The organism is Flavobacterium aureirubrum, assembly GCF_038739835.1.
Lineage (GTDB): Bacteria > Bacteroidota > Bacteroidia > Flavobacteriales > Flavobacteriaceae > Flavobacterium > Flavobacterium aureirubrum.
On sequence record NZ_JBCGDO010000007.1, the window covers coordinates 21,272 to 45,934 of the forward strand.

At 30.8% G+C, this 24,663-nt stretch carries 28 protein-coding genes; 17 read left to right on the forward strand and 11 right to left on the reverse strand.

What is annotated here, in order from left to right:
• Nucleotides 1–2: 2 nt before the first annotated feature.
• From WFZ85_RS06995 to WFZ85_RS07015, 5 genes are read right to left on the reverse strand one after another with little or no spacing between them, the layout of a single operon-like run.
• A complete protein-coding gene (locus tag WFZ85_RS06995; protein ID WP_342695578.1) occupies nucleotides 3–668 on the reverse strand; it encodes a response regulator transcription factor in 666 nt (221 codons plus the stop codon).
• Between the two features lie 14 nt (nucleotides 669–682).
• The gene (locus WFZ85_RS07000) at nucleotides 683–2,110 is read right to left on the reverse strand and encodes a DUF3570 domain-containing protein (protein WP_342695579.1); all 1,428 of its coding nucleotides are present in this window, start codon (nucleotides 2,108–2,110) and stop codon (nucleotides 683–685) included.
• A gap of 7 nt (nucleotides 2,111–2,117) precedes the next feature.
• Nucleotides 2,118–2,327 (reverse strand): DUF4266 domain-containing protein, encoded by a 210-nt coding sequence (locus WFZ85_RS07005; RefSeq protein WP_342695580.1) that lies wholly within the window; start codon nucleotides 2,325–2,327, stop codon nucleotides 2,118–2,120.
• Complete coding sequence (locus WFZ85_RS07010; protein ID WP_342695581.1) at nucleotides 2,320–3,309, reverse strand: FAD:protein FMN transferase; 990 nt, start codon at nucleotides 3,307–3,309, stop codon at nucleotides 2,320–2,322. The genes WFZ85_RS07005 and WFZ85_RS07010 overlap by 8 nt, the downstream gene beginning before the upstream one ends.
• 3 nt (nucleotides 3,310–3,312) lie before the next feature.
• A complete protein-coding gene (locus WFZ85_RS07015; RefSeq protein ID WP_342695582.1) occupies nucleotides 3,313–3,747 on the reverse strand; it encodes a thioredoxin family protein in 435 nt (144 codons plus the stop codon).
• Nucleotides 3,748–3,943: 196 nt separating this feature from the next.
• Between WFZ85_RS07015 and WFZ85_RS07020 the strand changes: the two genes are divergently transcribed.
• The 4 genes from WFZ85_RS07020 to WFZ85_RS07035 all read left to right on the forward strand — a co-directional run bounded on the left by WFZ85_RS07020 (nucleotide 3,944) and on the right by WFZ85_RS07035 (nucleotide 8,614).
• Complete coding sequence (locus WFZ85_RS07020) at nucleotides 3,944–6,037, forward strand: LTA synthase family protein (protein ID WP_342695583.1); 2,094 nt, start codon at nucleotides 3,944–3,946, stop codon at nucleotides 6,035–6,037.
• Nucleotides 6,038–6,230: 193 nt separating this feature from the next.
• Complete coding sequence (locus tag WFZ85_RS07025) at nucleotides 6,231–6,755, forward strand: hypothetical protein (RefSeq protein WP_342695584.1); 525 nt, start codon at nucleotides 6,231–6,233, stop codon at nucleotides 6,753–6,755.
• 122 nt (nucleotides 6,756–6,877) lie between these two features.
• Nucleotides 6,878–7,405, forward strand: a complete 528-nt coding sequence (locus tag WFZ85_RS07030; RefSeq protein WP_342695585.1) for a superoxide dismutase family protein — start codon at nucleotides 6,878–6,880, stop codon at nucleotides 7,403–7,405.
• Between the two features lie 9 nt (nucleotides 7,406–7,414).
• Nucleotides 7,415–8,614 carry an LETM1-related biofilm-associated protein gene (locus WFZ85_RS07035; RefSeq protein WP_342695586.1) on the forward strand — a complete coding sequence of 400 codons (1,200 nt, stop codon included), beginning with the start codon at nucleotides 7,415–7,417 and terminating at the stop codon, nucleotides 8,612–8,614.
• 15 nt (nucleotides 8,615–8,629) lie between these two features.
• Here the strand turns inward: WFZ85_RS07035 and WFZ85_RS07040 are convergent, their stop codons facing one another.
• Nucleotides 8,630–9,565, reverse strand: a complete 936-nt coding sequence (locus WFZ85_RS07040) for a LysR family transcriptional regulator (protein WP_342695587.1) — start codon at nucleotides 9,563–9,565, stop codon at nucleotides 8,630–8,632.
• 94 nt (nucleotides 9,566–9,659) lie between these two features.
• Between WFZ85_RS07040 and WFZ85_RS07045 the strand changes: the two genes are divergently transcribed.
• The 6 genes from WFZ85_RS07045 (at nucleotide 9,660) to WFZ85_RS07070 (ending at nucleotide 15,186) form a co-directional block, all read left to right on the forward strand.
• On the forward strand, nucleotides 9,660–11,096 hold the full coding sequence (locus WFZ85_RS07045) for an NADP-dependent isocitrate dehydrogenase (protein WP_342695588.1): 1,437 nt from the start codon (nucleotides 9,660–9,662) through the stop codon (nucleotides 11,094–11,096).
• An 11-nt stretch (nucleotides 11,097–11,107) separates the two neighbouring features.
• Entirely contained in the window at nucleotides 11,108–11,347 is a 240-nt protein-coding gene (locus tag WFZ85_RS07050; protein ID WP_342695589.1) for a hypothetical protein, read from the forward strand.
• Between the two features lie 21 nt (nucleotides 11,348–11,368).
• The gene (locus tag WFZ85_RS07055; protein ID WP_342695590.1) at nucleotides 11,369–12,211 is read left to right on the forward strand and encodes a DUF6671 family protein; all 843 of its coding nucleotides are present in this window, start codon (nucleotides 11,369–11,371) and stop codon (nucleotides 12,209–12,211) included.
• A 3-nt stretch (nucleotides 12,212–12,214) separates the two neighbouring features.
• A complete protein-coding gene (locus WFZ85_RS07060; RefSeq protein ID WP_342695591.1) occupies nucleotides 12,215–13,210 on the forward strand; it encodes an L-threonylcarbamoyladenylate synthase in 996 nt (331 codons plus the stop codon).
• 6 nt (nucleotides 13,211–13,216) lie between these two features.
• The gene (locus WFZ85_RS07065; protein ID WP_342695592.1) at nucleotides 13,217–14,173 is read left to right on the forward strand and encodes a sodium-dependent bicarbonate transport family permease; all 957 of its coding nucleotides are present in this window, start codon (nucleotides 13,217–13,219) and stop codon (nucleotides 14,171–14,173) included.
• A gap of 71 nt (nucleotides 14,174–14,244) precedes the next feature.
• Nucleotides 14,245–15,186 carry a LysR substrate-binding domain-containing protein gene (locus WFZ85_RS07070; RefSeq protein ID WP_342695593.1) on the forward strand — a complete coding sequence of 314 codons (942 nt, stop codon included), beginning with the start codon at nucleotides 14,245–14,247 and terminating at the stop codon, nucleotides 15,184–15,186.
• A 33-nt stretch (nucleotides 15,187–15,219) separates the two neighbouring features.
• Here the strand turns inward: WFZ85_RS07070 and WFZ85_RS07075 are convergent, their stop codons facing one another.
• The 4 genes from WFZ85_RS07075 to WFZ85_RS07090 form a co-directional block, all read right to left on the reverse strand.
• Nucleotides 15,220–15,414 (reverse strand): hypothetical protein, encoded by a 195-nt coding sequence (locus WFZ85_RS07075; protein ID WP_342695594.1) that lies wholly within the window; start codon nucleotides 15,412–15,414, stop codon nucleotides 15,220–15,222.
• Between the two features lie 529 nt (nucleotides 15,415–15,943).
• Nucleotides 15,944–16,600 (reverse strand): tRNA (5-methylaminomethyl-2-thiouridine)(34)-methyltransferase MnmC2, encoded by a 657-nt coding sequence (gene mnmC2, locus WFZ85_RS07080; RefSeq protein WP_342695595.1) that lies wholly within the window; start codon nucleotides 16,598–16,600, stop codon nucleotides 15,944–15,946.
• Nucleotides 16,601–16,603: 3 nt separating this feature from the next.
• Nucleotides 16,604–17,062: a hypothetical protein gene (locus WFZ85_RS07085; RefSeq protein ID WP_342695596.1), complete on the reverse strand. Its 459-nt coding sequence runs from the start codon at nucleotides 17,060–17,062 to the stop codon at nucleotides 16,604–16,606.
• Between the two features lie 10 nt (nucleotides 17,063–17,072).
• Nucleotides 17,073–17,573, reverse strand: coding sequence for a DUF4920 domain-containing protein (locus tag WFZ85_RS07090; RefSeq protein WP_342695597.1), 501 nt, complete (start codon nucleotides 17,571–17,573; stop codon nucleotides 17,073–17,075).
• Nucleotides 17,574–17,853: 280 nt separating this feature from the next.
• Between WFZ85_RS07090 and WFZ85_RS07095 the strand changes: the two genes are divergently transcribed.
• Entirely contained in the window at nucleotides 17,854–18,921 is a 1,068-nt protein-coding gene (locus WFZ85_RS07095) for a branched-chain amino acid aminotransferase (protein WP_342695598.1), read from the forward strand.
• A gap of 57 nt (nucleotides 18,922–18,978) precedes the next feature.
• On the opposite strand, the gene WFZ85_RS07100 is transcribed toward WFZ85_RS07095, so the two are convergent.
• A complete protein-coding gene (locus tag WFZ85_RS07100; RefSeq protein ID WP_342695599.1) occupies nucleotides 18,979–19,362 on the reverse strand; it encodes a nucleoside triphosphate pyrophosphohydrolase family protein in 384 nt (127 codons plus the stop codon).
• 77 nt (nucleotides 19,363–19,439) lie between these two features.
• On the opposite strand from WFZ85_RS07100, the gene WFZ85_RS07105 reads away from it, so the two are divergent.
• The 6 genes from WFZ85_RS07105 to WFZ85_RS07130 all read left to right on the forward strand — a co-directional run bounded on the left by WFZ85_RS07105 (nucleotide 19,440) and on the right by WFZ85_RS07130 (nucleotide 24,376).
• A complete protein-coding gene (locus WFZ85_RS07105) occupies nucleotides 19,440–19,628 on the forward strand; it encodes a hypothetical protein (RefSeq protein ID WP_342695600.1) in 189 nt (62 codons plus the stop codon).
• 55 nt (nucleotides 19,629–19,683) lie between these two features.
• Nucleotides 19,684–20,787 (forward strand): GyrI-like domain-containing protein, encoded by a 1,104-nt coding sequence (locus tag WFZ85_RS07110; protein ID WP_342695601.1) that lies wholly within the window; start codon nucleotides 19,684–19,686, stop codon nucleotides 20,785–20,787.
• 57 nt (nucleotides 20,788–20,844) lie between these two features.
• A complete protein-coding gene (locus WFZ85_RS07115; protein WP_342695602.1) occupies nucleotides 20,845–21,387 on the forward strand; it encodes an RNA polymerase sigma factor in 543 nt (180 codons plus the stop codon).
• A 30-nt stretch (nucleotides 21,388–21,417) separates the two neighbouring features.
• Nucleotides 21,418–21,831 (forward strand): hypothetical protein, encoded by a 414-nt coding sequence (locus tag WFZ85_RS07120; RefSeq protein WP_342695603.1) that lies wholly within the window; start codon nucleotides 21,418–21,420, stop codon nucleotides 21,829–21,831.
• Nucleotides 21,832–21,834: 3 nt separating this feature from the next.
• The gene (locus WFZ85_RS07125; protein WP_342695604.1) at nucleotides 21,835–22,293 is read left to right on the forward strand and encodes a sensor of ECF-type sigma factor; all 459 of its coding nucleotides are present in this window, start codon (nucleotides 21,835–21,837) and stop codon (nucleotides 22,291–22,293) included.
• A 103-nt stretch (nucleotides 22,294–22,396) separates the two neighbouring features.
• Nucleotides 22,397–24,376, forward strand: coding sequence for a KUP/HAK/KT family potassium transporter (locus tag WFZ85_RS07130; protein ID WP_342695605.1), 1,980 nt, complete (start codon nucleotides 22,397–22,399; stop codon nucleotides 24,374–24,376).
• Nucleotides 24,377–24,663 lie beyond the last annotated feature (287 nt).

Consider the following 24,663-nt stretch of genomic DNA (forward strand, 5'->3'; position numbering starts at 1 on the left):
TGTTAATCATTAGCGATGTAACCAACGCCACGAATGGTTTTGATATAATCTTCATCAACTTTTAAGTTTAACTTTTTTCTTAATGCATTCATAAATACATCAATAACGCCAGTATCATAATCAAAATGAATATCCCAAACCTCCTGTATAATTTGTGTTCTAGAACAAACAACACCTTTATTTTTTACTAAATAGTGCAGTAAATCAAATTCTTTTTGAGTTAAAGAAACTTCTTTCTTATCTACTGTTACTTGATGTTTTTGGATGTTAATTTCTATCGGACCAAGATTCAGAACATCATTTTCGTTTTTATCCCGAAGCTGCACTTTTATGCGCTCTAGCAATTCTTCAAAGCTAAAAGGTTTTTTGATATAATCATTAGCTCCACTTTTTAAACCTTCGACGGTTTCCTGAACAGTATCTTTTGCAGTTAAAAAAATAATAGGTACATTATTGTTCTCTTGCCTAATTATTTTACATAACTCTAAACCTGTCATTTTTGGTAGCATCCAATCTAATAAAAGCAAGTCAAATTTAGTTTGTTGAAATTGTTTCAAACCTTCTTTGCCATCGTTAGCAGAAGAAATGCTATAGCCTTCTTCTTCTAAACCTTGTTTTAAGAATTGAATAATTCCATCTTCATCTTCTACTATTAGTATGTGCTTCATCTCAATGAACAATTTTATTGAAAAATAAATTTAAACGCCATGGAGGCAATATCCGCCTCTAATGTATCACTTCTTGAGTAATGATTGTAACGAAAATCAATATTTTTTAACCCAAATTTCCAAATGTGTGCTTTTGTAAAAATATCTACATAAGAAGCACCTACACCATATTGATTGCTACTAAATTGAGATAAATCATAATCTGAGGTATAATATTTTTCAGTTGAAGTATGAGTTTCAAAAGGAGCAAAATATTTAGATGCAGTTTGAGTGTAAAAACGGTACATCGGGAAAACACTAAATTTATCATTCAATTTAATTGGAATTTCAATATTAGCCGTGTGCGATGTAACTCCCCAATCATCAAAATAATATCGATAGTAAGTTCTTATTTTGAAAGTTTCATTCACATAATAATTTAAACGCAAGCCAACCGGAAGTTTAAATCGATTGCCAGGTAAGCGTTCTATATCATCGGCTAACCTGTAAACACCAGTATTTTCGGGCGTCTCATAAACAGGAATGAACTGATTTTTACCGATATAATAATTTTCCTTATCAGCAAAATAAATTCTGTGGTAAGGAGTTGACAACATTCCTTCTTGTTGCAATACATCAAAAAATAGTGAAACTTGTGATTTTTTGGTCAAAATTTGCGAAAAAGCAAATGATAATGAGTAAGAATTTCGATTAACGGATTGCCAAGTTTCAAATTTTGATGGTAGATATCCATCTGACATTTCGCCAGCTTGATTATACACTGTAACTCCCGAAAAGTATCCATTATTTAAAAATGCACTGCCATATTTAGAATACTCATAAAGTTCAGTTGGATAAATAGGTCTCCATTGGTCTAAATAGACATTAGCTTTCAAACTTAATTCGGTATTTTTTTCATTAAATAGTTTTGCAATTCCACCACCAAAACCTATAGAAGTGTAATCATATTCATTAGAAAAGGAAACATCGGCACTCCAAATAAAATTTCTATCGTCAGAGCTATGACTATAATTAGCAGTAATACTTGTCAAGGCATCTTGAGCCGAAGCACCAGAAGATGCTAACCATGGCGTGCCGTAAGGCCCATTTTCATTTTCAACTTTATCATCATCTCCACCACCAGAAGCTCCTGAACTATTAAATGGGTTAATATTACTAGACGAAGCAGATGTATAAGCTGATATTCCTGCATCTACAGTCAAAATATCATCATCATTTAGTGGCATGCTGACAACAATATTTGATGCGAGGTCAGTTAACTTTTCCGAGCCCATTCCACCAGAAACTGCAGAGTGTATTCCATCTTGTTTGTAATAGCTAATTAAGAAATCTACTTCAGTAGCATCTAAAACCCTCTTTTTAAATGTTGCTGTGGTATCTTTCTCTTGTGCATTGGCGCAAAAGGCAACTAATAGGGCAAATACAAATAGGTACTTTTTCATTTTTTTATTAATTACAACCACAACCACCGCCTGTTTTTCCTCCATTGGCTCCAGCTGCTGCTTCGCGATAGACTTGGAAAGTAACATCATATCGTTCCGCAGGTTTACCCGCTAATTTCATGTCGGGATCATTAATATATTCCTTTTCATACTCTTTCACAACAGTGCATGAAGACAGTAAAACAAAAACTATGAGTAATCCAAAAACTTTATTCATGTTGGTATTTTTTTAAATCAATATTTTTTGACGTAGCTATTTTTCCTTCTTCATCAACCATAATACAACCTATTCCTGGTAATTGATTAACAAAATCCATCCCTACTTCTTTTCCCATTACAAATACACCAGTAGCTAACGCATCAGCTAGTTCAGTGGTTTGTGCAAAAACACTTATACTAATTAATCCTGTTGCAGGATAACCAGTTCTAGTATCGATAATATGAGAATATCTTTTTCCGTTGAAGGTTACATATTTTTCATAACTACCCGAAGTTTCAACAGCAGTATCTTCTATTGGAAAAGTTGCAAATATTTTATTTTTATTCATAGGGTTTTTAATTCCTACTTTCCATTGTTCACCATTGGGTTGCTTTCCCCAAGAGCTTATATCACCTGATACGTTCACCAATCCTGCACTGCAACCTTTTGACTTTAATAATAACTTTATTTTATCGGCTATATATCCTTGACCGATACCACCCATACCTATTTTCATACCCTCGTCTTTAAGCATGATAGTTTGATTTTCTTTGTCAATAATTATTTTTTGATAGCCAACTTTTTCAACCGATTTTTTGATGGCATCTTCCGATGGCATTGCAGTCATACTTCCGTCGAATTTCCAAATTCTATCCATTGATGCATAGCTTATATCAAATGCTCCATCTGTTAGTTTAGATATTTTGATGGCGCGTTCAATTAATTCGATTAACTCTAAGGGAACTTTGACTGCTTTTTTCCCAGCATTTTTATTGATTTCTGAAAGAGGTGTTGTAGGTATCCAATCGGATATTAAATTTTCTATTCGTTTTACTTCGGCTACGGCATCGTCTTCAAATTGAATGGCTTGAACACTATCTTTTGCTACAACGGTTATTTCAAACGGACTACCTAATAAACTAACTTTTCGTTTGTGAACTAGCTGTGCCTTGGTATTTATTCCAATTAATAATACTATTATGATTAAAAATCTTAGCATAAATTATTTGATTATTGCTTGTAATTCAGCGATATATTTATCAGCAGTTTGATTTTCGTATCCTTTTTTAGCAAGTACTTTTCCATTTTTATCTAATACAACAACCAACGGAAAAAATCCTTCCTTATTGTAACTATCGGCTAAGACTAGATTACCTTTTTTAATAGCTTCAGGAAGAGTATTGGCTTTCTTTTTAGGGAAATCAGCACGCAATAAAACTAGCTTGTTCTCTGAATAATTCTTAAAAGCTTCCGATTGCCAAACATTTTTATCTAACTTGATACATGGCCCACACCAATCTGAACCTGAGAATACTAATAATATATTTTTGTTTTGTTCATTTGCCTGTTTTTTAACTTCTTCATAATTAGTTTGCCACGATTGTGAATAAGTCCAGCAACTAAAAATCAAAGCCGAAAGGAGAAGGATGTTTTTCATAAAGCAATTTTTGTGTTGGTAAAGATTTCAATGTTATTTTCAAATACGTAGTAAAAATATAGCTTTTACCTCCAACAAAAACTGACATCTGTCATCTTTAATCAAACATTAATCATAACTTAAGCAAATGTTAATTAAATAAAAAATCATTATAATAATGTTATGGTAAGTTTGTTTTACAATAAACATCGAGCCAATGAAATATTTTAAAATAACCTCTCCTTTTATCAACTTACTTCTAGTTTTCATCTTTGTTAATGTAATTTTGAGATTGGTACTTCTTTTTCATCCCATCACGCAATCTAGTTTTGGTTGGATTGAATTAGTAAAAATATTTTCTTTTGGTTTTGTTTCTGATGTGCTATTATTTATTGTTGGTAGCCTTTTTCTATGGTTGTATTTATTGTTTTTATCAGACAGCAAATATGATAAACCACTTGGATTTATCGTTTTTGGAAGTTTGATTTTGTTATTGCTTTATATTTCATTTGGCAACACTATTTTAAATGAATATGGTAGCGCAGTTCCTAAAATTGCCATTATTTTTTTATCGTTAAAAACGTTGTTTTTTGGATTGATATTATTTTTACCTCAATACAGAAAAAACATTCGAACACTACTATATACTAGTACAATTTTCATTTTTGTATTGATTATTATTCAAAATGCTGTTAGTGAATTTTTCTTTTGGAATGAATTTGGAGTAAGATATAACTTCATTGCAGTAGATTATTTAGTGTATACAAATACCGTTATAGGTAATATCATGGAGTCTTATCCAGTAATTCCATTGTTTGTAGGCGTTGGCTTGATTACTGCTTTGTTTACCTATTTTATATTAGTGCATACAAAACCGTTTTTACTACAACTTCCAACTTTTACTGATAAAATCAAAGGTTTTGGTTTGTATATAATCAGTTTTATGATTGCACTTTATACATTACCGATGATGGCCGATAAAGAAAAATCAGCCAATGTATTCACAAGTGAACTACAAGCCAATGGTATTTACAAATTTTATGTAGCATTTAAGAACAGTGAACTTGACTTTGAAACTTTTTATAAAACAATACCAATGGATGAAGCTTTCAAGATACTACAAAAAAATCTTCAAGGTATTTCAAAATTCAATGCATCGCATACAATAAAATCAAATAAAATTGAAATACATAAAAACGTGGTACTTATCACAATTGAAAGTTTAAGTGCCGATTTTATGACCGAATTTGGTAATGAAAAAAAACTAACTCCTTTTCTTGACACATTGGCACAACAGAGTTTACAGTTTACCAATTTATATGCTGTAGGCAATAGAACAGTTCGCGGATTAGAAGCTGTTACACTGTGTTTACCGCCAAGTGCAGCCGAAAGCATTATTAAAAAATCGGATAATAAAAACAAATTTAGTACCGCGAGAGTTTTTAAGAAAAAAGGATACGCTGTGAAGTTTATGTATGGTGGCGATGCTTATTTTGATAACATGCAAGACTTTTTTGGTGGAAATGGATATGATATTATTGACAAGAAGTCGTTTCAATCTAATGAAATTACTTTCGAAAATATATGGGGAGTTTGTGATGAAGACATTTATGTAAAAGCTATTAAAGTCATGAATGAAGAAGCAAAACAAAACAGACCTTTTTTCAATCATATCATGACGGTTAGCAATCATCGACCTTTTACTTATCCCGAAGGTAAAATTGATATATCTAGTCAATCAAAATCTCGAGATGGCGGAGTTAAATATACTGATTATGCTCTGCAGCGATTTTTTATGATGGCAAAGCGACAAAATTGGTATAAAAATACCGTTTTTGTGATTTTGGCAGATCATTGTGCGTCGAGTTCAGGAAAAACAGAATTACCGTTAGAAAAATATCGCGTACCAGCTATGATTTATTCACCAGGATTTATTGCACCGCAAAACTATGATGTTTTAATGTCACAAATAGATGTAATGCCTACCGTTTTTGGATTGCTAAAATTTAATAATCAAAGTAAGTTTTTTGGAGAAAATGTATTTCATAAAAATTACCAACCACGAGCATTTGTAGCTACTTATCAGGATTTAGGATTACTAAAAGATAACACTCTCACAATTATTTCACCAATAAAACAAGTAAAACAATTTGAGCTACAAAGGATAATAGTTCCTAAAGTAAAATCAGTTTTTCAATCGCATTACAACGAAAAACCTATAAAAAAATTAAGGGAAGATTTGGTTAAAGAAACAATATCATACTATCAAACAGCAGCATATTTGTTGAAAAATAAAAAACTTAATTATTAAATAAATAAAGCCATTTCTTTGGAAATTAATTTTTTGCATCTCAAAAATGCTACTTATTTTTTTAAAGTAACTTCACGTTGTTTTATCTAATGGAAATCCTTTTTTTTATTTCCATCAATTCATTACTTTAGTGCCTTGAATACTTATTGATTGAATATATTATTGTAACTCATAAATCTTAAAATAATACCACATGAAACTACTCGGAATTAGCTCTAGAATAAATCATCCCGAATATGGAAAAGGCGTAATAACAAATGTATCTACATCGGAATATTGGGTTACATTCATTGATAGCGGACTGGAAACTATTCCAATAGATAGTGAATTTGAAGTCATTGAAGCGTCAGATAATGAGCTTGATACTGTTAGTTTTTATGAAGTGGAACAAAGTTTACTTTCTATTTTAAAAAAATGGAATGGCCTTGGTGAACCTGTCGCCATTGCCGATAAATGGAAAGGTGGAAATTTAAAATTAGAGCCAGGTCAAGCGGGAGTTGCAGGGAAAGACGTTCCAATAGATGTTTTTTTTCATAAAATAGTTATGCTTCGTGATCGTCTTCGCGTTATGGAACAAAAAATAAACGCAAGTAAACTTGAGGAAATAGAAAAAATAGAATTGCAGCAATATATTACAAGAATATATGGCACTCTAACCACTTTTAATGTATTATTTAAACTGCAAAGTCAATATTTTGTGGGCGAAAAAACAAAGTAACAGTTCTGGTTTTAAGGTTTTTTTCATTTATAACTGCATGGTAATTTTGATGTAAAAAATGAAATAAATATAGCATTCTAACCGCATTTTTCTGTTATCTTTATAGTTCAAAAAAATTAACCATGAAAAAAACAATTACAGTAATAGCCATCTTTGGTCTGCTCGTTTTAGGTTGTAAAAGTTCTACTTCGAATAATGCAGCTAATTCGCTAAATCTTGCACTGGAAACAAAAAGTAATAGTGGCGTAACCGGAACCGCTGTTTTCACTCAAAAAGGAGATGACGTTGCTCTTGTTGCAAAAATGAAAGGATTAAAACCAGGAGTTCACGCGATACATATTCATGAAAAAGCAGATTGTTCGTCTGCTGATGCTACATCGGCTGGTGGACATTGGAACCCAACGTTTAAAAAACATGGGAAATGGGGAGAAACAGAATGTCATAAAGGCGATATTGGCAACTTTATTGCTGATGCTAACGGAAACGGAACAGTAACTTTTAAAACTAATGAATGGTGTATAGGTTGTGAAGATGAAACAAAAAATATCATTGGAAAAGGCTTGATTGTTCACGACAAACCCGATGATTTTATTACACAACCTACCGGAAATGCTGGAGCAAGAGTAGCATGTTCTGCCATTATAAAATAGGAATTTCACATGATTAATCCATCGACTCATGGCTGGATAGTTAAATTTTTTGAAGAGCATAGGCAATCGCCTCATCATTTTCCCGAAACTGAATTACACTTTTATTTACAAACTAGAGCTACAGGGTTTATTTTTGGACACATCGTTGGTTTTGATGTTTCGCATCCTATTGAAATTTCTAAAAGACTACCGCAAGAATTATCAAAAATTGGTTTGCTCAATTCACTTTATCAAATGTTTCGTTTAATAACAAAAACCAATAATCCAGAAAAATTTATAACCGAAGTACTAAATTTTTATAACACAACTTCACCAAAAGGATTTAATCCGTTACAAAAAATACTTCAAAGCAGTTCACCAGAACAAAAACTTGAAAAAATTATACATGACAGAGTACAAACCAACGAAGATTTAATAACTAAGAATTTCTCTCATGTTATTACTAACGCATTACTATTTATAGATGTTTTAGCTTTCAAACAACACTTAGAATATGGAAAAATTTCTAATACCTATAGTAATAAAATAGAAGGAATTGTGATTGCTATTGTTTCGCTTTCATTAAAAGTGAAAACAAACATTTCTCAACATGACAATTTATTATTGAAACTTTTTGATGCCTCGGTACGTTTCAACAAAACATTCGATACCAATATAAAAACTATTGAAGATTTAGATTTGAGTTATCTTAAAAATGATTTAGAAAAGTTTTACTTGATTGATTTAGCGGGAATTAGTTTGTGGAGTGATGAAAAAGTGGAAAATGAAGAGCGCTATTTTTTGTATCAATTGGGAAATAATTTAAATATTGACGACACTTTTGTAACAAATAGTATCGATTTTATCAATGGATTTATCGCTATTTACAAGAAAGAAATACCTTATTTTAATTACTCAAATCCTGTAAAACACTTTTATGATCAAACTTCCGAAAGTGTTTTAATTTTAATTAGTAGAAATAAAAAACGGTTGTTAAAAGAAATATCTCAAAGCAAAGAATTGATGCAACTTTTAGCAAAATCAACACATAAAGATTTAGATAAAGACGAAAAGAAGAAAATCAAGAAACAGCTATTAGATGTTTGTAAAACAATTCCATCGCTCACTATTTTTCTATTGCCTGGAGGAAGTTTATTGTTACCATTACTAATTAAATTCGTTCCAACGTTATTACCTTCATCATTTAATGAGAACACAGAGGATAAATAATTTTTATCCAATACATTATACTTCGATTATATAGTTGTCAATCCATGAAAAATACTCATTTCGCAAATTACTTTTTTCTTCTTTGATATACTTTAAATAGGCTTCTGCGATGGGACGCATTGATTTATTTCTTAACCATACCAAATGCCAACTTGATTGAATCGGAAAGCCTTTCATTGGAATAATCTTTAAAGTTCCGTTTTCCAGTTCGTTTTTAAGTCCAATAATAGGCATAATTGAATAACCCATACCTGCAATAACAGCTTGTTTAACTGCTTCGTTTGAGGTAAGTTGTATTTTTTTTGCTGATTGTAAACCATTGCTTTGGAGGTAATTTTCAATAACTAGTCTAGTTGCTGATCCTTCTTCCCTAAAAAGCAAAGGAAACTCATGAAACAAATCGGGATTGTCATAAAAATTTTCAGTTGATACACGATGATTTCCAATTAAATACAATTTATTTTCAAGTAAAACATCTGATTGCAATTGAATATCATCGGGTAAAATAGATACCAACGCAAAATCTATTTCATTGTTTTCTAAACTTTTCACCACTTTTGATTTATTGGTTACATCCATAACCAAATCGATACCTTTATTTTTATTTAAAAAATCAGACAAAAAATAAGGCATTACATATTTACCGGTTGAAACCACAGATAACATTAATTTACCTGATAAAATGCCCTGAAAAGTTTTAGATTTATAATTTATAGTAGCCACTTCATCCAATACTTTTTGAGCAGTGATAGCTATTTCATTACCAAAATGGGTAATATATAGTTGTCTTCCAATTACTTCAGTGAGTGGAATATCAAACTGTTCTTGTAGTTTTTTAAGTTGAATTGAAACCGCAGGTTGCGTTAAATTTAGTTCGTCTGCCGCCTTGGTAATGCTTTTTGTTTCTGTAATTTTTAAAAAAATTTGGAGCTGATGAAGTGTATATTGCATAAAAAATAGTTATGTATAGTATAACAAATATAAATAAAAATATATAGATATAACGATGTAAATTTGCAGTAAACAATTTAACTTAATTATTATTATGCAAAGAATAACAATCGCAAAAGGAGACGGAATAGGTCCAGAAATTATGGACGCTACATTAGAAATCATCAAAGCAGCAGGCGCACAACTTGAATATGATGAAATTGAAGTGGGTGAAAAAGTTTATTTATCTGGAAATACATCAGGTATAGCAAAAGAAAGTTGGGATACCATTATTAAAAATAAAGTGTTTTTAAAAGCACCTATTACAACACCTCAAGGCGGTGGTTATAAAAGTCTAAATGTTACCACTAGAAAATTTTTAGGATTATACTCAAACGTTAGACCATGCGTAAGCTTATATCCTTTCGTAGAAACAAAACATCCAAAAATGGATATTGTAATTGTTCGTGAAAATGAAGAAGATTTATATGCTGGCATTGAACACCAACAAACAGACGAAGTGGTGCAATGTTTAAAAATAATCAGTCGTCCAGGTTGTGAAAAAATTATTCGTTACGCCTTTGAATACGCAAAAGTATACGGAAGAAAAAAAGTGACTTGTTTTACTAAAGATAACATTATGAAACAATCGGATGGTTTATTTCACCAAGTATTTGATGAAATAGCAGCTGAATATCCTGAAATCGAAAACGAACACTGGATTATTGACATTGGTGCGGCAAAAATGGCTGACACACCTGAGGTTTTTGATGTTATTGTTACTTTAAATTTATATGGTGATGTATTATCTGATATTGCAGCACAAATTGCTGGTTCAGTTGGTTTAGCTGGTTCTTCTAATATTGGTGAAGAGTGTTCTATGTTTGAAGCTATCCATGGTTCAGCACCAAGAAGAGCAGGTCAAAATATGGCAAATCCATCTGGATTGTTACAAGGTGCTGTTTTGATGTTAAATCATTTAGGACAAACGGAAGTTGCTACTAAAGTTCAAAATGCGTGGTTAAAAACTTTAGAAGACGGAATTCATACATATGATATTTTTAAAGAAGGCGTAAGCACTCAAAAAGTAGGGACAAAAGAATTTGCACAAGCTGTAATTGCTAATTTAGGTCAATCACCAAAACAATTAAACGCAGTAGATTATCAAAAAGGTCAAGTTCTTAATTTACCAAAATATAAGAAAAGACCACAAGCCAAAAAAGAATTGATAGGTCACGACATTTTTGTGCACTGGAACGGCACTAATGCAGATGAATTGGCTGCTAAAATGAACAAAATTGGAACTTCTAATTTGAAATTAAATATGATTACCAATCGTGGTATTAAAGTTTGGCCAGAAGGTTTTTCGCAAACATTCTGTACAGACCATTGGCGATGCCGTTTCAAATCAGAGGATGGAAAAGCAATTTCTAAAGATGAAATTATTTCGTTACTTCAACAATGTATTGAAAACGAAATTGATACCATAAAAACGGAGAACTTGTATATGTTTGACGGAAAAATGGCTTTTTCACTAGGACAAGGACAATAATAATTAAAATTATGAATGTACAATTAGTATCTGGAGAATTTAGCAAAATTGAAACTTTGAATATGGTTACTCAAATGTTTGAAATGAGAATAAAATTTCATGAGGACAAAATTAAGAGTTTGCATAACGAAGAAGATATAAAAATGAGAGAGAAGAAAATTAAATTTCTTCAAAATGAATTGGCACAAGCTAGAGCATATCTTGTAAACAAAGATGAACCAATAGCGGTTTCATGCACAATTTCATTGTAGTTTTTTCGTAAGAATAAATTAATGGAGATTTTTGAAGGTAGAAAACTAGTCATTGCTACAAAGCATCATAAAGAAAGTGTTATTGCTCCTATTTTAGAAGCTAATCTAAAAGTTAAGTGTTTTGTACCCCATGATTTTGATACCGATACTTTAGGAACATTCACAGGTGAAATAGAGCGTAAAAATGATGCGTTGTCTACAGCAAGACAAAAATGTCTTCTGGCTATGGAACAATCAAATTGTGATTTAGGAATTGCAAGTGAAGGTTCTTTTGGACCACATCCAACGATCTTTATAGCTCATGCTGATGACGAATTTCTAATTTTCATTGATAAAAAATACAATCTAGAAATAATTGTAAGAGAGTTAAGTCTCGATACCAACTTTAATGCAGCAACTATAAATAGTTTTCAAAATTTGGTTGATTTAGTAAAGAATGTTGGATTTCCTGAACATGCGGTAATTTTAAAAAGTACTGCACCTAATGATAATTTAGTTGTTAAAGGAATTCAATCCTGGGAATTATTAGAAAAGAGCTTTCATAAGCTCACTACTAATAATTCCCAAGTTGCTGTAGAAACCGACATGCGCGCTTTGTTCAACCCAACGCGAATGAAAGTCATTGAAAAAGCGACTGAAAAACTAGTTGAAAAAATTAAATCGTTGTGTCCTGAATGTAAAACGCCAGGTTTTGGTGTAGTAAATAGTAAGTCAGGTTTACCTTGTGAATGGTGTGGATTACCAACTAATTCTACGAAATCACACGTTTATCAATGTCAAAGTTGTAACTTTGAACAAGAGAAAATGTTTCCTAATGATAAAAAAACAGAAGATCCAATGTATTGTGATCGCTGCAATCCATAAATTATGAATGAAGAAATATTAAAAGCGGCAACCTTGTTAAAGCAAGGTAATGTTGTAGCTATTCCAACTGAAACAGTGTATGGATTGGCCGCGAATGCTTTTGATGGAAATGCAGTTAAACAAATATTTGAAATAAAACAAAGACCTTTATTCAACCCATTAATTGTTCATATAAAATCCATTGATTATTTAGAAAATATTGTTTCTTCCATTCCGCCGAAAGCAATGATTTTAGCTAAACATTTTTGGCCTGGTGCATTAACTTTAGTATTACCAAAAAAAGAGATTATACCAAATGTAGTGACGGCCGGAAAAGATACTGTTGGAATTCGTGTGCCTTCTCATCCAACAGCCTTAGAATTATTAAACCAATTAGATTTCCCTTTAGCCGCACCGAGTGCGAACCCTTTTGGCTATATAAGTCCGACAACTACCGCACATGTTCAAAATCAATTAGGTGCAAAAATTCCATTTATTCTTGATGGAGGAAATTGTCAAAAAGGTATCGAGTCAACTATAATTGGATTTGAAAATAACGAACCTATACTCTACCGAGTTGGTGCGATTTCAAAAGAAGAAATTGAAAATTGTATTGGTAAAATAAATAGTAAAACAAAAGCTGCTTCATCACCAGAAGCGCCAGGTATGTTGAGTAAACATTATTCACCGCGGACACCATTGATGGTTTCTGATGATATAATTTCTGATTTAGAAAAATATAAAAACCAAGCAGTAGGATTTATTGTGTTTTCTGATTTAAATCTTAATGCATCAGAAAAGTACATTCAAGTATCAACTACCAGTAATTTAGAAGAAGCAGCACAAAATTTATATGCCGCGATGCATCAATTAGACGCGGCTGGTTTTGAATTAATAATTGCTGAAAAATTTCCTGAAACGGGTTTAGGAATTAGCTTAAATGATAGATTATATAGAGCTCAAGAAGTTGAATTTGATGAAAGTACTTTAAAAGAACTTAAAACGCTAACTCGAAAATAATTGGACATGAATTTAGATTTACTCTATGAAAATTTAACTAGTCCTGCGTTACTATTTTTTATTTTGGGCATTTTAGCCGTTCAGTTAAAAAGTGATTTAGAAATTCCGGCGCAATCTTCGAAGTTTATATCACTTTATCTACTATTTGCGATAGGTTTTAAAGGCGGACAAGAATTAGCGCATAGTACTTTTACGCCAGAAATACTGTGGTCAATTGTATTCGGAATATTCATATCAATTGCTATTCCAATATATACTTTTTTTATTCTGAAAAAAAAATTAGGTATTGAAAATGCTGGTGCAATTGCTGCATCATATGGTTCAGTGAGTGCAGTTACATTCGTTACTGCTGTATCTTTTTTAGAACTTCAAAAAATGACATTTAATGGTCATATGGTAGCGATAATGGCATTGATGGAAGCACCAGCCATTATTGTAGGAGTAATGTTAATTACTTACTTTTCAAAGAATAACGCTATAAAATTATCCAAAATCGTAAAACATTCTTTTACTAACGGAAGTGTGTTTTTAATAATAGGTAGTTTAATCATCGGTATGGTAACAAGCGATAATCAAGCACAAGGGATAAAACCTTTTACCACCGATTTATTCAAAGGCTTTTTAGTTATTTTTCTTCTTGATATGGGAATGACTAGTGGAAAAAAATTAGGTGATTTTATTAAAAATGGATGGTTCACCACCGTTTTTGCTCTATTTGTTCCTTTATTAAACGGCGCTATAGTTGCTTTTTTCAGCCAATATGTAACTAGTGAAATTGGCGATCGATTTATTTTTGCTGTATTAGCTGCTAGTGCATCTTATATTGCTGTTCCTGCTGCGATGAAAATTGCAGTACCTAAAGCAAACCCTGGCTTGTATCTTCCTATGGCTCTTGCTGTAACTTTCCCTTTTAACATTACCATCGGAATGCCTTTGTACTTTGGAATAGTCAACATTACTTAAATATAATTAACTTTTGTTAATCATAAATTATAATTATAGTTTTTATATTTGCATCAGAAAATATTATAATTATGACTATTACCCAGTTGAAGTATGTACTTGCTGTTGCAGAACACAAAAATTTTACACTCGCAGCAGAAAAATGCTTTGTTACACAACCTACTTTGAGCATGCAAATTCAAAAAATTGAAGAGGAACTTGATATTCAAATTTTTGATCGCTCAAAAAAACCAATTCAACTTACTGAAATTGGTCAAAAAATTGTTAATCAATCCAAGAATATTGTAAATGAAGCAGATAGAATTCAAGATATTGTTGATCAGCAAAAGGGTTTTATTGGTGGTGAATTTCGTTTAGCGATTATCCCTACAGTTATGCCAACGCTGTTACCTATGTTTTTAAATAATTTTATAAAAAAATATCCGAAGGTTCAATTAATAATCGAAGAATTAAACACGGCTGAAATCATCACACGTCTAAAAAATGGTCATTTAGATGCTGCAATTGCTGTAACACCATTAGAAGACGAAAAAATAAAAGAAGTTGTCTTATATTTTGAACCTTTTGTCGCTTATATTCCCACTAACCATCAATCTTTTCACAAAAAAGAAATCGAAATCTCAGATTTAAATTTAAATGAAATATTACTGCTTCAAGATGGGCACTGTTTTAGAGATGGAATTTTAAATCTTTGTAAAAATCTAAATTCGGATGAAAAAAACCATTTTCAAATAGAAAGCGGCAGCTTTGAAACATTGATTAAATTGGCAGATGAAGGTCTAGGAACTACACTTCTACCCTACTTGCATACGCTTGATTTAAATGAAAAAGACAGAGAAAAACTGAAGCATTTTGTAGAGCCAAAACCAGCAAGAGAGGTAAGTTTAATCTATCCTAAGAACGAGCTAAAAATTCATATTATCGATGCTCTACGATCAACAATTGCAGGAGTTGTGAAAGGCGCGATTACTTTTCAAAATGTTGAAATCATTAGTCCATTACAAAAAAAATAAGGAGCTTTTGCACAAACTCCTTATTTTCTTTTTTTAACTAACAACAGTCAAACATTGTTTGAGCTCAGGATGTTCTGAAGTAAAAAATTGCAACCATTTTTTCAGCTGCTCAATTTCATACGGTAATAAATTTCTAACTGCTTTTTTTAATTCCTTAGCAAAAAGAACCGGATCAAAACTAACTCTCTCGAGTACAGATTTTGTGTAATCGTAAATCATTCGTGGCATAATTATTAAGATTTGGGGTTATCTTATTGTAAGAACGTAACGTAAATGTACAGCAAAAAAAATAAATTATCAAAAATAATATTGAAAAAACATCGTTTAAACACTAAAATAATCGATAAAATGGAATAAATGAATAAATTATAAAGCTTTATCTTACTTTATTTTGTTAAAAAAAATAAAACTATTATTGCCGATAGAAATGATCAACTTTTTATTTTATAAACACAATGTTGTAGTTCTGGTTTTTTATCGACAAATTTCATTAACCATTTTGTCAATTTTTCAAATTCGTGTGGAAGTAAAACTCTGTATGCCTTTTCAAGCTCTTTGCAAAATAAAGTAGCATTAAAACTCACTTTTTTTAATACAGATTTTGTATAGCATAACATTGATTTTGACATAATAAAACAAAATTTAAAATTACAATTCAATTTCTAGTAAAATTATATCTCAAATTTAAAAATATTATTATCACAAGAATTAAATTAAAAGTTAAAAATATTTAGTAAAAATGTTAATATTTCAAATATCATTTATAACCACGCAACATTTCTCTTTTGCCTGGCGGACCAACTAATTTTTCTACTTTAAAACCTGCTTGTAACATGGCATTCTTAATAGAAGTTCTACAAGCATAAGTAACCAATATTCCTCCAGGTTTCAAGGCATCATACATTTTGTTGAAAATTAGTTCAGACCACAATTCGGGTTGAACTCTAAATCCAAAAGCATCAAAGTATATTAAATCGAATGACTCCTTATCGTTTATATCTTGAAAAAACTGTTCTCTTTTTACCAAGGTGAAATCTTCTGAAATTGGTACCACTTCGTTCCATGCGGATTTATGAATTAAATCAAAAACAGTACTTTTATTTTTGTCAATTTGTTCCACAAAATTCATTTTTAAAGCTTCATCATATGAAACTGGATAAGCTTCAACACTGGTATAATGAACAGATTGATGATTTTTTTGAGCTTCAATAAAAGTGATAAAAGCATTCAAACCAGTTCCAAAGCCAATTTCCAAAATAATAATGGGTTTCCCTTTAAAAAGTGAAAACCCATTATTGATAAACACATGATAAGCTTCCTGAATTGCCCCATGTTTCGAATGATAATTTTCATTCCAATCAGGCAGATGAATAGTTGTAGAACCGTCTTTGGTGGTAATGATTTCTCTCTTCAAATACTATTTTATATATAACTTTTTTATTCTAGGAATTGGTCCACCACATTTTTGTTGGTGACATTTTATGCAGGCATCAACACCGTTATTAAAATGTTCTTTTGCATTTTTTGGATCTTTATAAATCAATTCTTGTGCAGCAATAAATTTGGACGCTTGTTCTTTAAAAAAATCGTCATTTTCTGTCTGATCAGTCATCACTGCTTTATGAATTTTTAAAAAATGTTGAGGAAATTCACCAATTTTTTCACCTTTTTTAATACGTTCTTTTAGTCGTTGATTATCAACATACATTTGTTCCATCAAAGTTGCCATTTCTGACATTTGATACATCTCAAGTTTCTTTTCACTTTCAGGTACACATTTTTCAGGTTGATTTTTATCAGCACTAATTTCTTTTTTTTGACAAGAAACAAGTGTAAAGAAGCTAAAAACAAGTAAAATAAGGATATTATTATTCATTGATAGGTAGCTATTTTTTTATGTAAACACCAGAAGCTAGGAAAGAATATGTTACTTCAGGTTTAGTAATTTTGGCAATTTCAGCGGAAGACTTTCCACCATCTTTTGCATAATGCTTTAATTCATCAACAGATATAACGTCAACAAACGCTTTTCCACTTACAATAGCTAAACTATTATCAGCATTAAGTGGAACAAAAAAGCCGTAATCCACAAATTTCACAAACGAAGTATCATCGCCAGCCAAGTCCATTTTCATCCAACAACCTTTCTTTTTACAAACCGATTTAATATTAGATTGAAATTGAACATTAATTGTATCTCCTTTTTTAAGGTTTTTATATTTCTTGAGCATTTCATCTTTACTCAAAATTTTACCTACTTTAAATTTTTCACCAAATAATGCGTAGTTTTTACTATCAAATGTTTTTGACGCTGATTTGGATTGCGCTATTATAGTAGAGCTAATCACTAACAAAAAGGCAACTAATAAAAGATTTATTTTTTTCATTTTTAAAATTGTTTAAGTCTCACAAAGGTAGAAATATTAACACTTGTATTGTATCTATTGACAAAGAATTTCTTTTACCGTTGATAAATTATACTCAAAAGCCATCTTTGTTAACGAAATTTATAAAAATCATTCATTCTTTTTTAAGGTTGTAAAAACAAATAATTTTTCATTAGTTTTACAAAAAAATAGTATTCAACTTTTAATTACTTGGAAACACTTCATAACTAATTAATATATAATTACATATGACTTTTTTCTTTATTTAATTTTTAAATAAATGATGTTAAAAACACCTAACGAAATCGATATAGTTAGAGCTAAATCTTCAAAAATTACTGAAGTCGATTTTGAAAATCTTTCTTTTGGAAATATTTTTACAGACCACATGCTCGTTTGTGACTTTAAAAACGGCAAATGGGAAAAACCAATAATAAAACCTTACGAACCATTTCTAATCGATCCTTCGGCTAAAGTTTTTCATTATGGTCAAGCTATTTTTGAGGGAATGAAAGCCTATAAGGATAATCAAGATGATGTTTGGTTGTTCAGACCTGATGAAAATTTTCATCGTTTTAACAAATCAGCCTCGAGAATGGCAATGCCCGAAGTTCCTGAAGATATTTTTATCGGTGGTTTAAAAACCATTGTAGACTTAGAAAGAGATTGGGTTAAAAAAGGATTAGGAAACACGCTTTACCTTCGACCATTCATGATTGCTATTGGTTCAGGCGTTATTGCTCAACCGTCAACTCAATACAGATTTATGATAATACTTTCGCCAGCGCGTTCTTATTATCAAGGAGAAGTTAAAGTAATTATTGCAGAGCATTATAGCCGTGCGGCAAATGGTGGTATTGGCGCAGCGAAAGCCGCTGGTAATTATTCGGCGCAGTTTTATCCCCAAAAATTAGCGCAAGAAAAAGGATTTCAACAAATCATTTGGACGGATGATGCAACGCACACTAAGCTTGAAGAAGCTGGAACGATGAATGTTTTTTTTAGAATAAATGATACCATAATCACAGCGCCTGTGAGCGAACGAATCCTTGATGGTGTAACCAGAAAGAGTTTGATTGCATTGGCAAAACGCGAAGGAATAAATATTGAAGAACGAGATGTTTTGGTAAATGAAATTGTAAAAGCAGCAAAAGATGGAAGCCTGAAGGAAATTTTTGGTGCTGGAACCGCAGCTGTTGTTAGTCCTATTGTTGGGTTTCAATACCAAGAACACTATTATGAATTGCCTAAACTTGAGAACTCATTAGCAATGCATTTAAAAGAGGAAATTACAAAAATTCAATATAAATTGGCTGACGATACTTTTGGTTGGACAGTAAAAATTTAGTAGTCATATAAAAGTTTTCAGACATATGTAAATAACTCCAAGAAAACTTGGAGTTATTTATTTTAAAATTTCCTCAAAATTGGGTTTGAAATAATTTGGACCTTTCATTACTTTTCCGTCTTCTCTGTAAATAGGTTTTCCATCTTCGCCCAGTTTACTCATGTTACTTCGTTGAATTTCATCAAAAACTTCTTCAATCTTATGCTGTAATCCGTGTTCTAAAATTGTTCCACACAAAATATAAAGCATATCGCCCAATGCATCGGCAATTTCTACTATATCATCGTTCTGAACAGCTTCAAGATATTCCTCGTTTTCTTCTTTCATCAAATTAAAACGAAGCGTATTTTTTTGTTCTCCCAAATGACCTTTCATTTCATAACTAACACCTAATCCGAATGAGGTGTGAAATTCTTTAACAGCGTTGAGTTGTTTTTGCATAATTTATTTTATTAATTGACAACGCAAATTACAACTTTACGTCACAAATGTCTAAATTTGTTCAAAATTTCAAATTTATGTTCACAACTGGTCAATGGATTTTTGCTGCCTTATTTTTTATAGCTTTTGTAATTGCAATGTTTATTGCCTACGGCAAAGACAAAGGATTACATCAAAAAATGTATAAAGGAAGTTATAAAATATTAATAGGTTTTATCGTTTTCATCCTCATACTATTTTTCATAAAAGTATTTTTAAAACATTAATGACCTCGTTTTATCGAGAGTTTCCTGTTTCAATACTATCAAAATAAAACAATAGATGCGAATTTTAAAGTACTTTTTTCTACTCATACTCTTACTTCTAATAGGTATAACAGTTTATGTTGCCACCCAAAAAGGAGATTTTGAAATAGTAAAAAGTGCCATAATAAAAACGCCTAGAAGTACGGTTTTTGATTATGTAAATGATTATAAAAACTGGGAAACTTTTGGTATATGGATGCATAAAGAAAACAATATGAAAATTGAATATCCAACAAAAACAGCTGGTGTAGGTGCATTTAGCTCGTGGAAAAGTGATTTTGGTACTGGCGCTATTAAAACTTATTTTGTTCAAGAAAATGATAACATTTATCAAAAAACCAATTTTAATGGCACAAATGCTACTATATTTTGGAAATTTAAAGACACTATCGGTGGCACAAAAGTTTCAGTTCTTTGCAAAGGAAAAATGGATGTTTTAACAAAAATAAAAATCTTTTTCAAAGGCGGAATTTCATCAGTTTTGACAGATGTTTTTGAAAAAAGTTTGGTAAAACTAGACAAAACATTAGCATTTGAAATAAAAACCTATTCAATAAAGGTTAATGGTATTGTTCAAAGAGGTTCTGGATATTGCATTAAGCAAACAGTTTCATGTAAAATAAAAAATGTTTCAAAAAACATTAAAATTATCTTGCCAAGACTGGTTCGTTTTTTCAAAAAAAATAATATCAAAATGGTTGGCAAACCATTTGTTTTATATGATACCTATGACTTATCCAAAGATTTTGTAACTTTTTCAGTTTGTATTCCTACTGAAAAACAAATTTTCATTTCTGCTGTGAGTGATATGACTACTGCTGAAATCGTTCCTTTTACTTGTTTAAAAACAACTTTAATAGGTGATTATTCACATATAAACGAAGCGTGGAAAAAAGCGGAAAAGTATATCGTTGATAACGGATTGGTTCAAAATTTTGCCGGCAAATATGTAGAAGTCTATGTCAAAACTATAGATGATGTAAAACAACCTTCAAAATGGGTTACCGAAATTTACATTCCTGTCTTTCCAAAAGTTAGTGTTGTACAACCTCTTGTTCCCGTTATTAAAACAGAAGCTCAAACAGTGGAACCAGTTTCAACTCCTGCTGAAATTCCATAATTTTTCAACTAATTAAACCTTTTAGCGTATCTTTATTCCAATTGATAAATTTTCGCTTTGCAAGAAGAAAAAGAATTCATTGAAGCATTAATAAATCCAAAAACGCAAAATCAAGCGTTTGAAAAGCTCTTGCGCGAGTATCAAAAACCACTTTACAATCATATTAGAAATATTGTTCTTAATCACGACGACGCCGATGATGTGTTGCAAAATACCTTCGTGAAAGTTTTTCAATATTTGAAAAATTTTAAAGGAGAAAGTAAATTATTCTCCTGGATGTATCGTATTGCTACTAATGAAGCCATCACTTTTATCAACTTAAAAGCAAAAAGAAATGGCACAACTAGTGAAGCCTTACAAAGTAAAATAGTAGATAATTTGAAAGCAGATAGTTATTTTGATGGTAATGAAATTCAACTCAAGTTACAAAAAGCCATTATTTCATTGCCTGAAAAACAGCAATTAGTTTTTAAAATGAAATATTTTGAAGAAATAAAATATGAAGACATGTCAGAAATACTAGGCACATCTGTTGGTGCTTTGAAAGCATCTTATCATCATGCTGTAAAAAAAATTGAAAACTATATGACAACAAATTAAACCAAATACAATTAAAAAAGTCTATAAAGCATGAAAGAATTTAAATTAGATAATGGATCAAAAATCAATTCGGGATTTAACGTTCCTGATGATTATTTCGATTCATTCTCAGAAAAACTACTAACCAAATTACCTGCGAGTGAGACAAAAGTATTTTCAATTTTTGAAAATAGAAAAAAATGGTTTTTTAAAGTAGCAGCTATTTTGATTTTATTGCTATCAATTCCGGTATACTTTATATACCAATCGAGTTCGAATGAAATAAATTCAGAAGTATTAGAAGATTATCTAACCTTTCATTCCAACATTACAGAGGAAGAACTAGTAAACTCTCTAGAAACCGAAGATCTAGAAAAAATTAAAATTGACTTACAACTTGAAGAAGAAGATTTAGAAGAAATTTTAATTAACAATTTCGAATTTGAACAATACTTAATTAATTAAATTATGATACATAAAAAAATAATTCTTGTCATTTTAATATCGTTTTCAGCATTTGGGTTTGCGCAAAATGGCTTACTTATAAAAGGCAAAAGAGATAAAATCAAATCTTTAAAAATAGCCTTCATCACTGATGAACTATCATTAACTTCTGAAGAATCTGCCAAGTTTTGGCCTATTTATAATGCTTTTGAAGAAAAACAGCAAGACATTAGAAAACAAAAAATGAAAGGCTATTTAGATAGAATAGATGACGATTCACTAAATAAAATGTCCGAAAAAGAGGCTTCAACTTTATTGTTACAAATGGAAAGCACCGAAGACGAGTTGTATCAAGCCAAAAAGAAATTAATCAGTAATTTGAAAGGTGTAATTCCTCCAATTAAAATTTTAAAGCTCAAGAAAGCCGAAGAAGATTTTAACAGAAAGCTATTGCAACAATATAGAGATAAGCGACCAAGATGAAACTTAAAAAGAGCGAATGCTCTTTTTTTTATTCAATAAAATATGGACATGAAAAATAGATTTAAAAAAAATGTACATTTGCAATCCTTTTTAACATTATTTTATGAATGCTCATAATCATCAGCTTCACAGCAAACTTACCACTGGTGGATTACTAGTAACATTAGGAATTATTTATGGTGACATCGGAACTTCGCCTTTATATGTAATGAAAGCTATATTAGGAGTTCATGCAATTTCGAGGGATATTGTTTTAGGAGGAATTTCTTGTATTTTTTGGACATTAACACTACAAACAACACTAAAATATGTCATTATCACGCTAAGTGCTGATAACCACGGCGAGGGCGGAATTTTTGCCTTGTTTGCTCTTGTAAAAAGGACCAAAATTAAATGGCTAATTGTACCAGCCATAATTGGTGGTAGTGCTTTACTTGCCGACGGAATTATAACACCACCCATTTCAGTATCATCAGCAGTTGAAGGACTTAGAAATTTTAATCCAGAAATAAACACAATACCTATTGTTATAGGAATTTTAATTGCATTGTTTACCATACAGCAATTTGGTTCAAAGCTTGTTGGGCGTTTTTTTGCACCGATGATGCTAATTTGGTTTACTATGTTAGGAGTTTTAGGAACTATTCAAATTCTATCAGATTTCAGTGTTTTCCATGCTGTAAATCCCTATTATGCCTATGAATTACTGCAAATTCATCCTGAGGGTTTCTTTGTTCTTGGCGCAGTTTTCCTTTGCACAACAGGAGCAGAAGCTTTATATTCTGATATGGGTCATTGTGGAAGAAAAAACATTAGGGTAAGTTGGATTTTTGTTAAATTGATGTTGCTTTTAAACTATTTTGGTCAAGGTGCTTATTTAATAAATCACGAAGGACAAACCTTGGCAGAGCTTGGTGGAAAAGCAGGTAATCCGTTCTATTTAATTATGGCAGATTGGTTTTTACCGATTGGAATTGTAATTGCAACTATGGCTGCTGTGATTGCTTCACAAGCGCTGATTAGTGGTTCTTTTACTTTAATTAATGAAGCAATGCGTCTTAATTTTTGGCCGAAAGTTAAAATTAAATATCCTACAGAAGTAAAAGGTCAACTTTATATTCCGTCAATAAATTGGTTACTTTTATTAGGGTGTATTGGAATTGTTTTGTACTTTAAAGAGTCTTCTAATATGGAACATGCATATGGTTTAGCTATAGTTTTATGTATGATAATGACCACTGTTTTATTGAATTTTTATTTGATTTTAAAAAGAGTTAAACTATTTTTCATCATTCCATTAATAACAGTTTATATAGTAATAGAATTCAGCTTCCTTTATGCAAATGTTGTAAAATTTTTTCATGGTGGTTTTGTAACATTAATAATTGCAATTGGCTTAATAGGCATCATGGCAACTTGGTATTTGGCCAAACAAATTAGTAAAAACTATACTAAAATTGTCAAAATTGACGATTACAAAAAAGTACTTTCTGAGTTAAGTGTCGATTTATCTATACCCAAATATGCTACACATTTAGTATATATGACTAACTCAAACAGAAGCGACGAAATTGAAGAAAAAGTAATGTATTCTATACTTCAAAAAAGACCAAAACGTGCCGATTTGTACTGGTTTATTCATGTAAATGTATTAAATGAGCCTTATAAAAAAGAATATAAGGTCACTGAAATAATGAAAGATGATATGTTTAGAATTGATTTCTATCTTGGTTTTCGTGAGCCAACTAAAATTAATTTGATGTTCAAAGAAGTTTTAAAAGATATGGTGAAAAATGGCGAAGTTGATATTACAAGTCGATATGAGTCATTAAATAAAAATAATATTATTGGAGATTTTAAAGTTGTATTATCTGAAAAATTCCTTTCAAACGATAGTGACTTAACCTTTTTTGAAAAAGTAGTAATGAACACTTATTTCATCATCAAAAAATTCAGTTTATCTGAAGAAAAAGGTTTTGGATTAGATAGTAGTTCTGTTAAAATTGAGCAATTTCCGTTAGTTCTGCATGCACCAGAAAAAATTGAGATGCACAGAATTAGAGGCGATAAAACTATATTGTAATCTTTCTATCATTAAATATAACATCATTATTTTTAAAAAAAAGATTAGATGAAAATATAGTATTTTAGATTATTTCATAAGTGTGTTTTTGAGAAATAGTAATTTTGATTATAAAATGCTAAATAAAAATTTGATACCCTACACTTTTGTTACGTGAAATATTTTTTAAATCATTTACTGAATTTAACAACATAATTGTTTGATTTGAAATAATTGAATTTGTAAAATCCAAAATAAAATGTCGTGTTAAGTTTTTTTGTGATTTAATAGATGTAATATTTATCATT

What these genes read in the sequence shown, in the direction of transcription:
- WFZ85_RS07020 (WP_342695583.1), top strand. Translation starts at nt 3,944, where the DNA reads ATGAAATATTTTAAAATAACCTCTCCTTTTATCAACTTACTTCTAGTT.
- WFZ85_RS07125 (WP_342695604.1), top strand. Translation starts at nt 21,835, where the DNA reads ATGATACATAAAAAAATAATTCTTGTCATTTTAATATCGTTTTCAGCA.
- WFZ85_RS06995 (WP_342695578.1), bottom strand. Translation starts at nt 668, where the DNA reads ATGAAGCACATACTAATAGTAGAAGATGAAGATGGAATTATTCAATTC.
- WFZ85_RS07055 (WP_342695590.1), top strand. Translation starts at nt 11,369, where the DNA reads ATGGAGATTTTTGAAGGTAGAAAACTAGTCATTGCTACAAAGCATCAT.
- WFZ85_RS07030 (WP_342695585.1), top strand. Translation starts at nt 6,878, where the DNA reads ATGAAAAAAACAATTACAGTAATAGCCATCTTTGGTCTGCTCGTTTTA.
- WFZ85_RS07065 (WP_342695592.1), top strand. Translation starts at nt 13,217, where the DNA reads ATGAATTTAGATTTACTCTATGAAAATTTAACTAGTCCTGCGTTACTA.
- WFZ85_RS07010 (WP_342695581.1), bottom strand. Translation starts at nt 3,309, where the DNA reads ATGCTAAGATTTTTAATCATAATAGTATTATTAATTGGAATAAATACC.
- WFZ85_RS07100 (WP_342695599.1), bottom strand. Translation starts at nt 19,362, where the DNA reads ATGCAAAAACAACTCAACGCTGTTAAAGAATTTCACACCTCATTCGGA.
- WFZ85_RS07085 (WP_342695596.1), bottom strand. Translation starts at nt 17,062, where the DNA reads ATGAATAATAATATCCTTATTTTACTTGTTTTTAGCTTCTTTACACTT.
- WFZ85_RS07130 (WP_342695605.1), top strand. Translation starts at nt 22,397, where the DNA reads ATGAATGCTCATAATCATCAGCTTCACAGCAAACTTACCACTGGTGGA.
- WFZ85_RS07105 (WP_342695600.1), top strand. Translation starts at nt 19,440, where the DNA reads ATGTTCACAACTGGTCAATGGATTTTTGCTGCCTTATTTTTTATAGCT.
- WFZ85_RS07090 (WP_342695597.1), bottom strand. Translation starts at nt 17,573, where the DNA reads ATGAAAAAAATAAATCTTTTATTAGTTGCCTTTTTGTTAGTGATTAGC.
- WFZ85_RS07000 (WP_342695579.1), bottom strand. Translation starts at nt 2,110, where the DNA reads ATGAAAAAGTACCTATTTGTATTTGCCCTATTAGTTGCCTTTTGCGCC.
- WFZ85_RS07075 (WP_342695594.1), bottom strand. Translation starts at nt 15,414, where the DNA reads ATGCCACGAATGATTTACGATTACACAAAATCTGTACTCGAGAGAGTT.
- WFZ85_RS07035 (WP_342695586.1), top strand. Translation starts at nt 7,415, where the DNA reads ATGATTAATCCATCGACTCATGGCTGGATAGTTAAATTTTTTGAAGAG.
- WFZ85_RS07050 (WP_342695589.1), top strand. Translation starts at nt 11,108, where the DNA reads ATGAATGTACAATTAGTATCTGGAGAATTTAGCAAAATTGAAACTTTG.
- WFZ85_RS07025 (WP_342695584.1), top strand. Translation starts at nt 6,231, where the DNA reads ATGAAACTACTCGGAATTAGCTCTAGAATAAATCATCCCGAATATGGA.
- WFZ85_RS07070 (WP_342695593.1), top strand. Translation starts at nt 14,245, where the DNA reads ATGACTATTACCCAGTTGAAGTATGTACTTGCTGTTGCAGAACACAAA.
- WFZ85_RS07110 (WP_342695601.1), top strand. Translation starts at nt 19,684, where the DNA reads ATGCGAATTTTAAAGTACTTTTTTCTACTCATACTCTTACTTCTAATA.
- WFZ85_RS07045 (WP_342695588.1), top strand. Translation starts at nt 9,660, where the DNA reads ATGCAAAGAATAACAATCGCAAAAGGAGACGGAATAGGTCCAGAAATT.
- WFZ85_RS07060 (WP_342695591.1), top strand. Translation starts at nt 12,215, where the DNA reads ATGAATGAAGAAATATTAAAAGCGGCAACCTTGTTAAAGCAAGGTAAT.
- WFZ85_RS07120 (WP_342695603.1), top strand. Translation starts at nt 21,418, where the DNA reads ATGAAAGAATTTAAATTAGATAATGGATCAAAAATCAATTCGGGATTT.
- WFZ85_RS07040 (WP_342695587.1), bottom strand. Translation starts at nt 9,565, where the DNA reads ATGCAATATACACTTCATCAGCTCCAAATTTTTTTAAAAATTACAGAA.
- WFZ85_RS07095 (WP_342695598.1), top strand. Translation starts at nt 17,854, where the DNA reads ATGATGTTAAAAACACCTAACGAAATCGATATAGTTAGAGCTAAATCT.
- WFZ85_RS07015 (WP_342695582.1), bottom strand. Translation starts at nt 3,747, where the DNA reads ATGAAAAACATCCTTCTCCTTTCGGCTTTGATTTTTAGTTGCTGGACT.
- WFZ85_RS07005 (WP_342695580.1), bottom strand. Translation starts at nt 2,327, where the DNA reads ATGAATAAAGTTTTTGGATTACTCATAGTTTTTGTTTTACTGTCTTCA.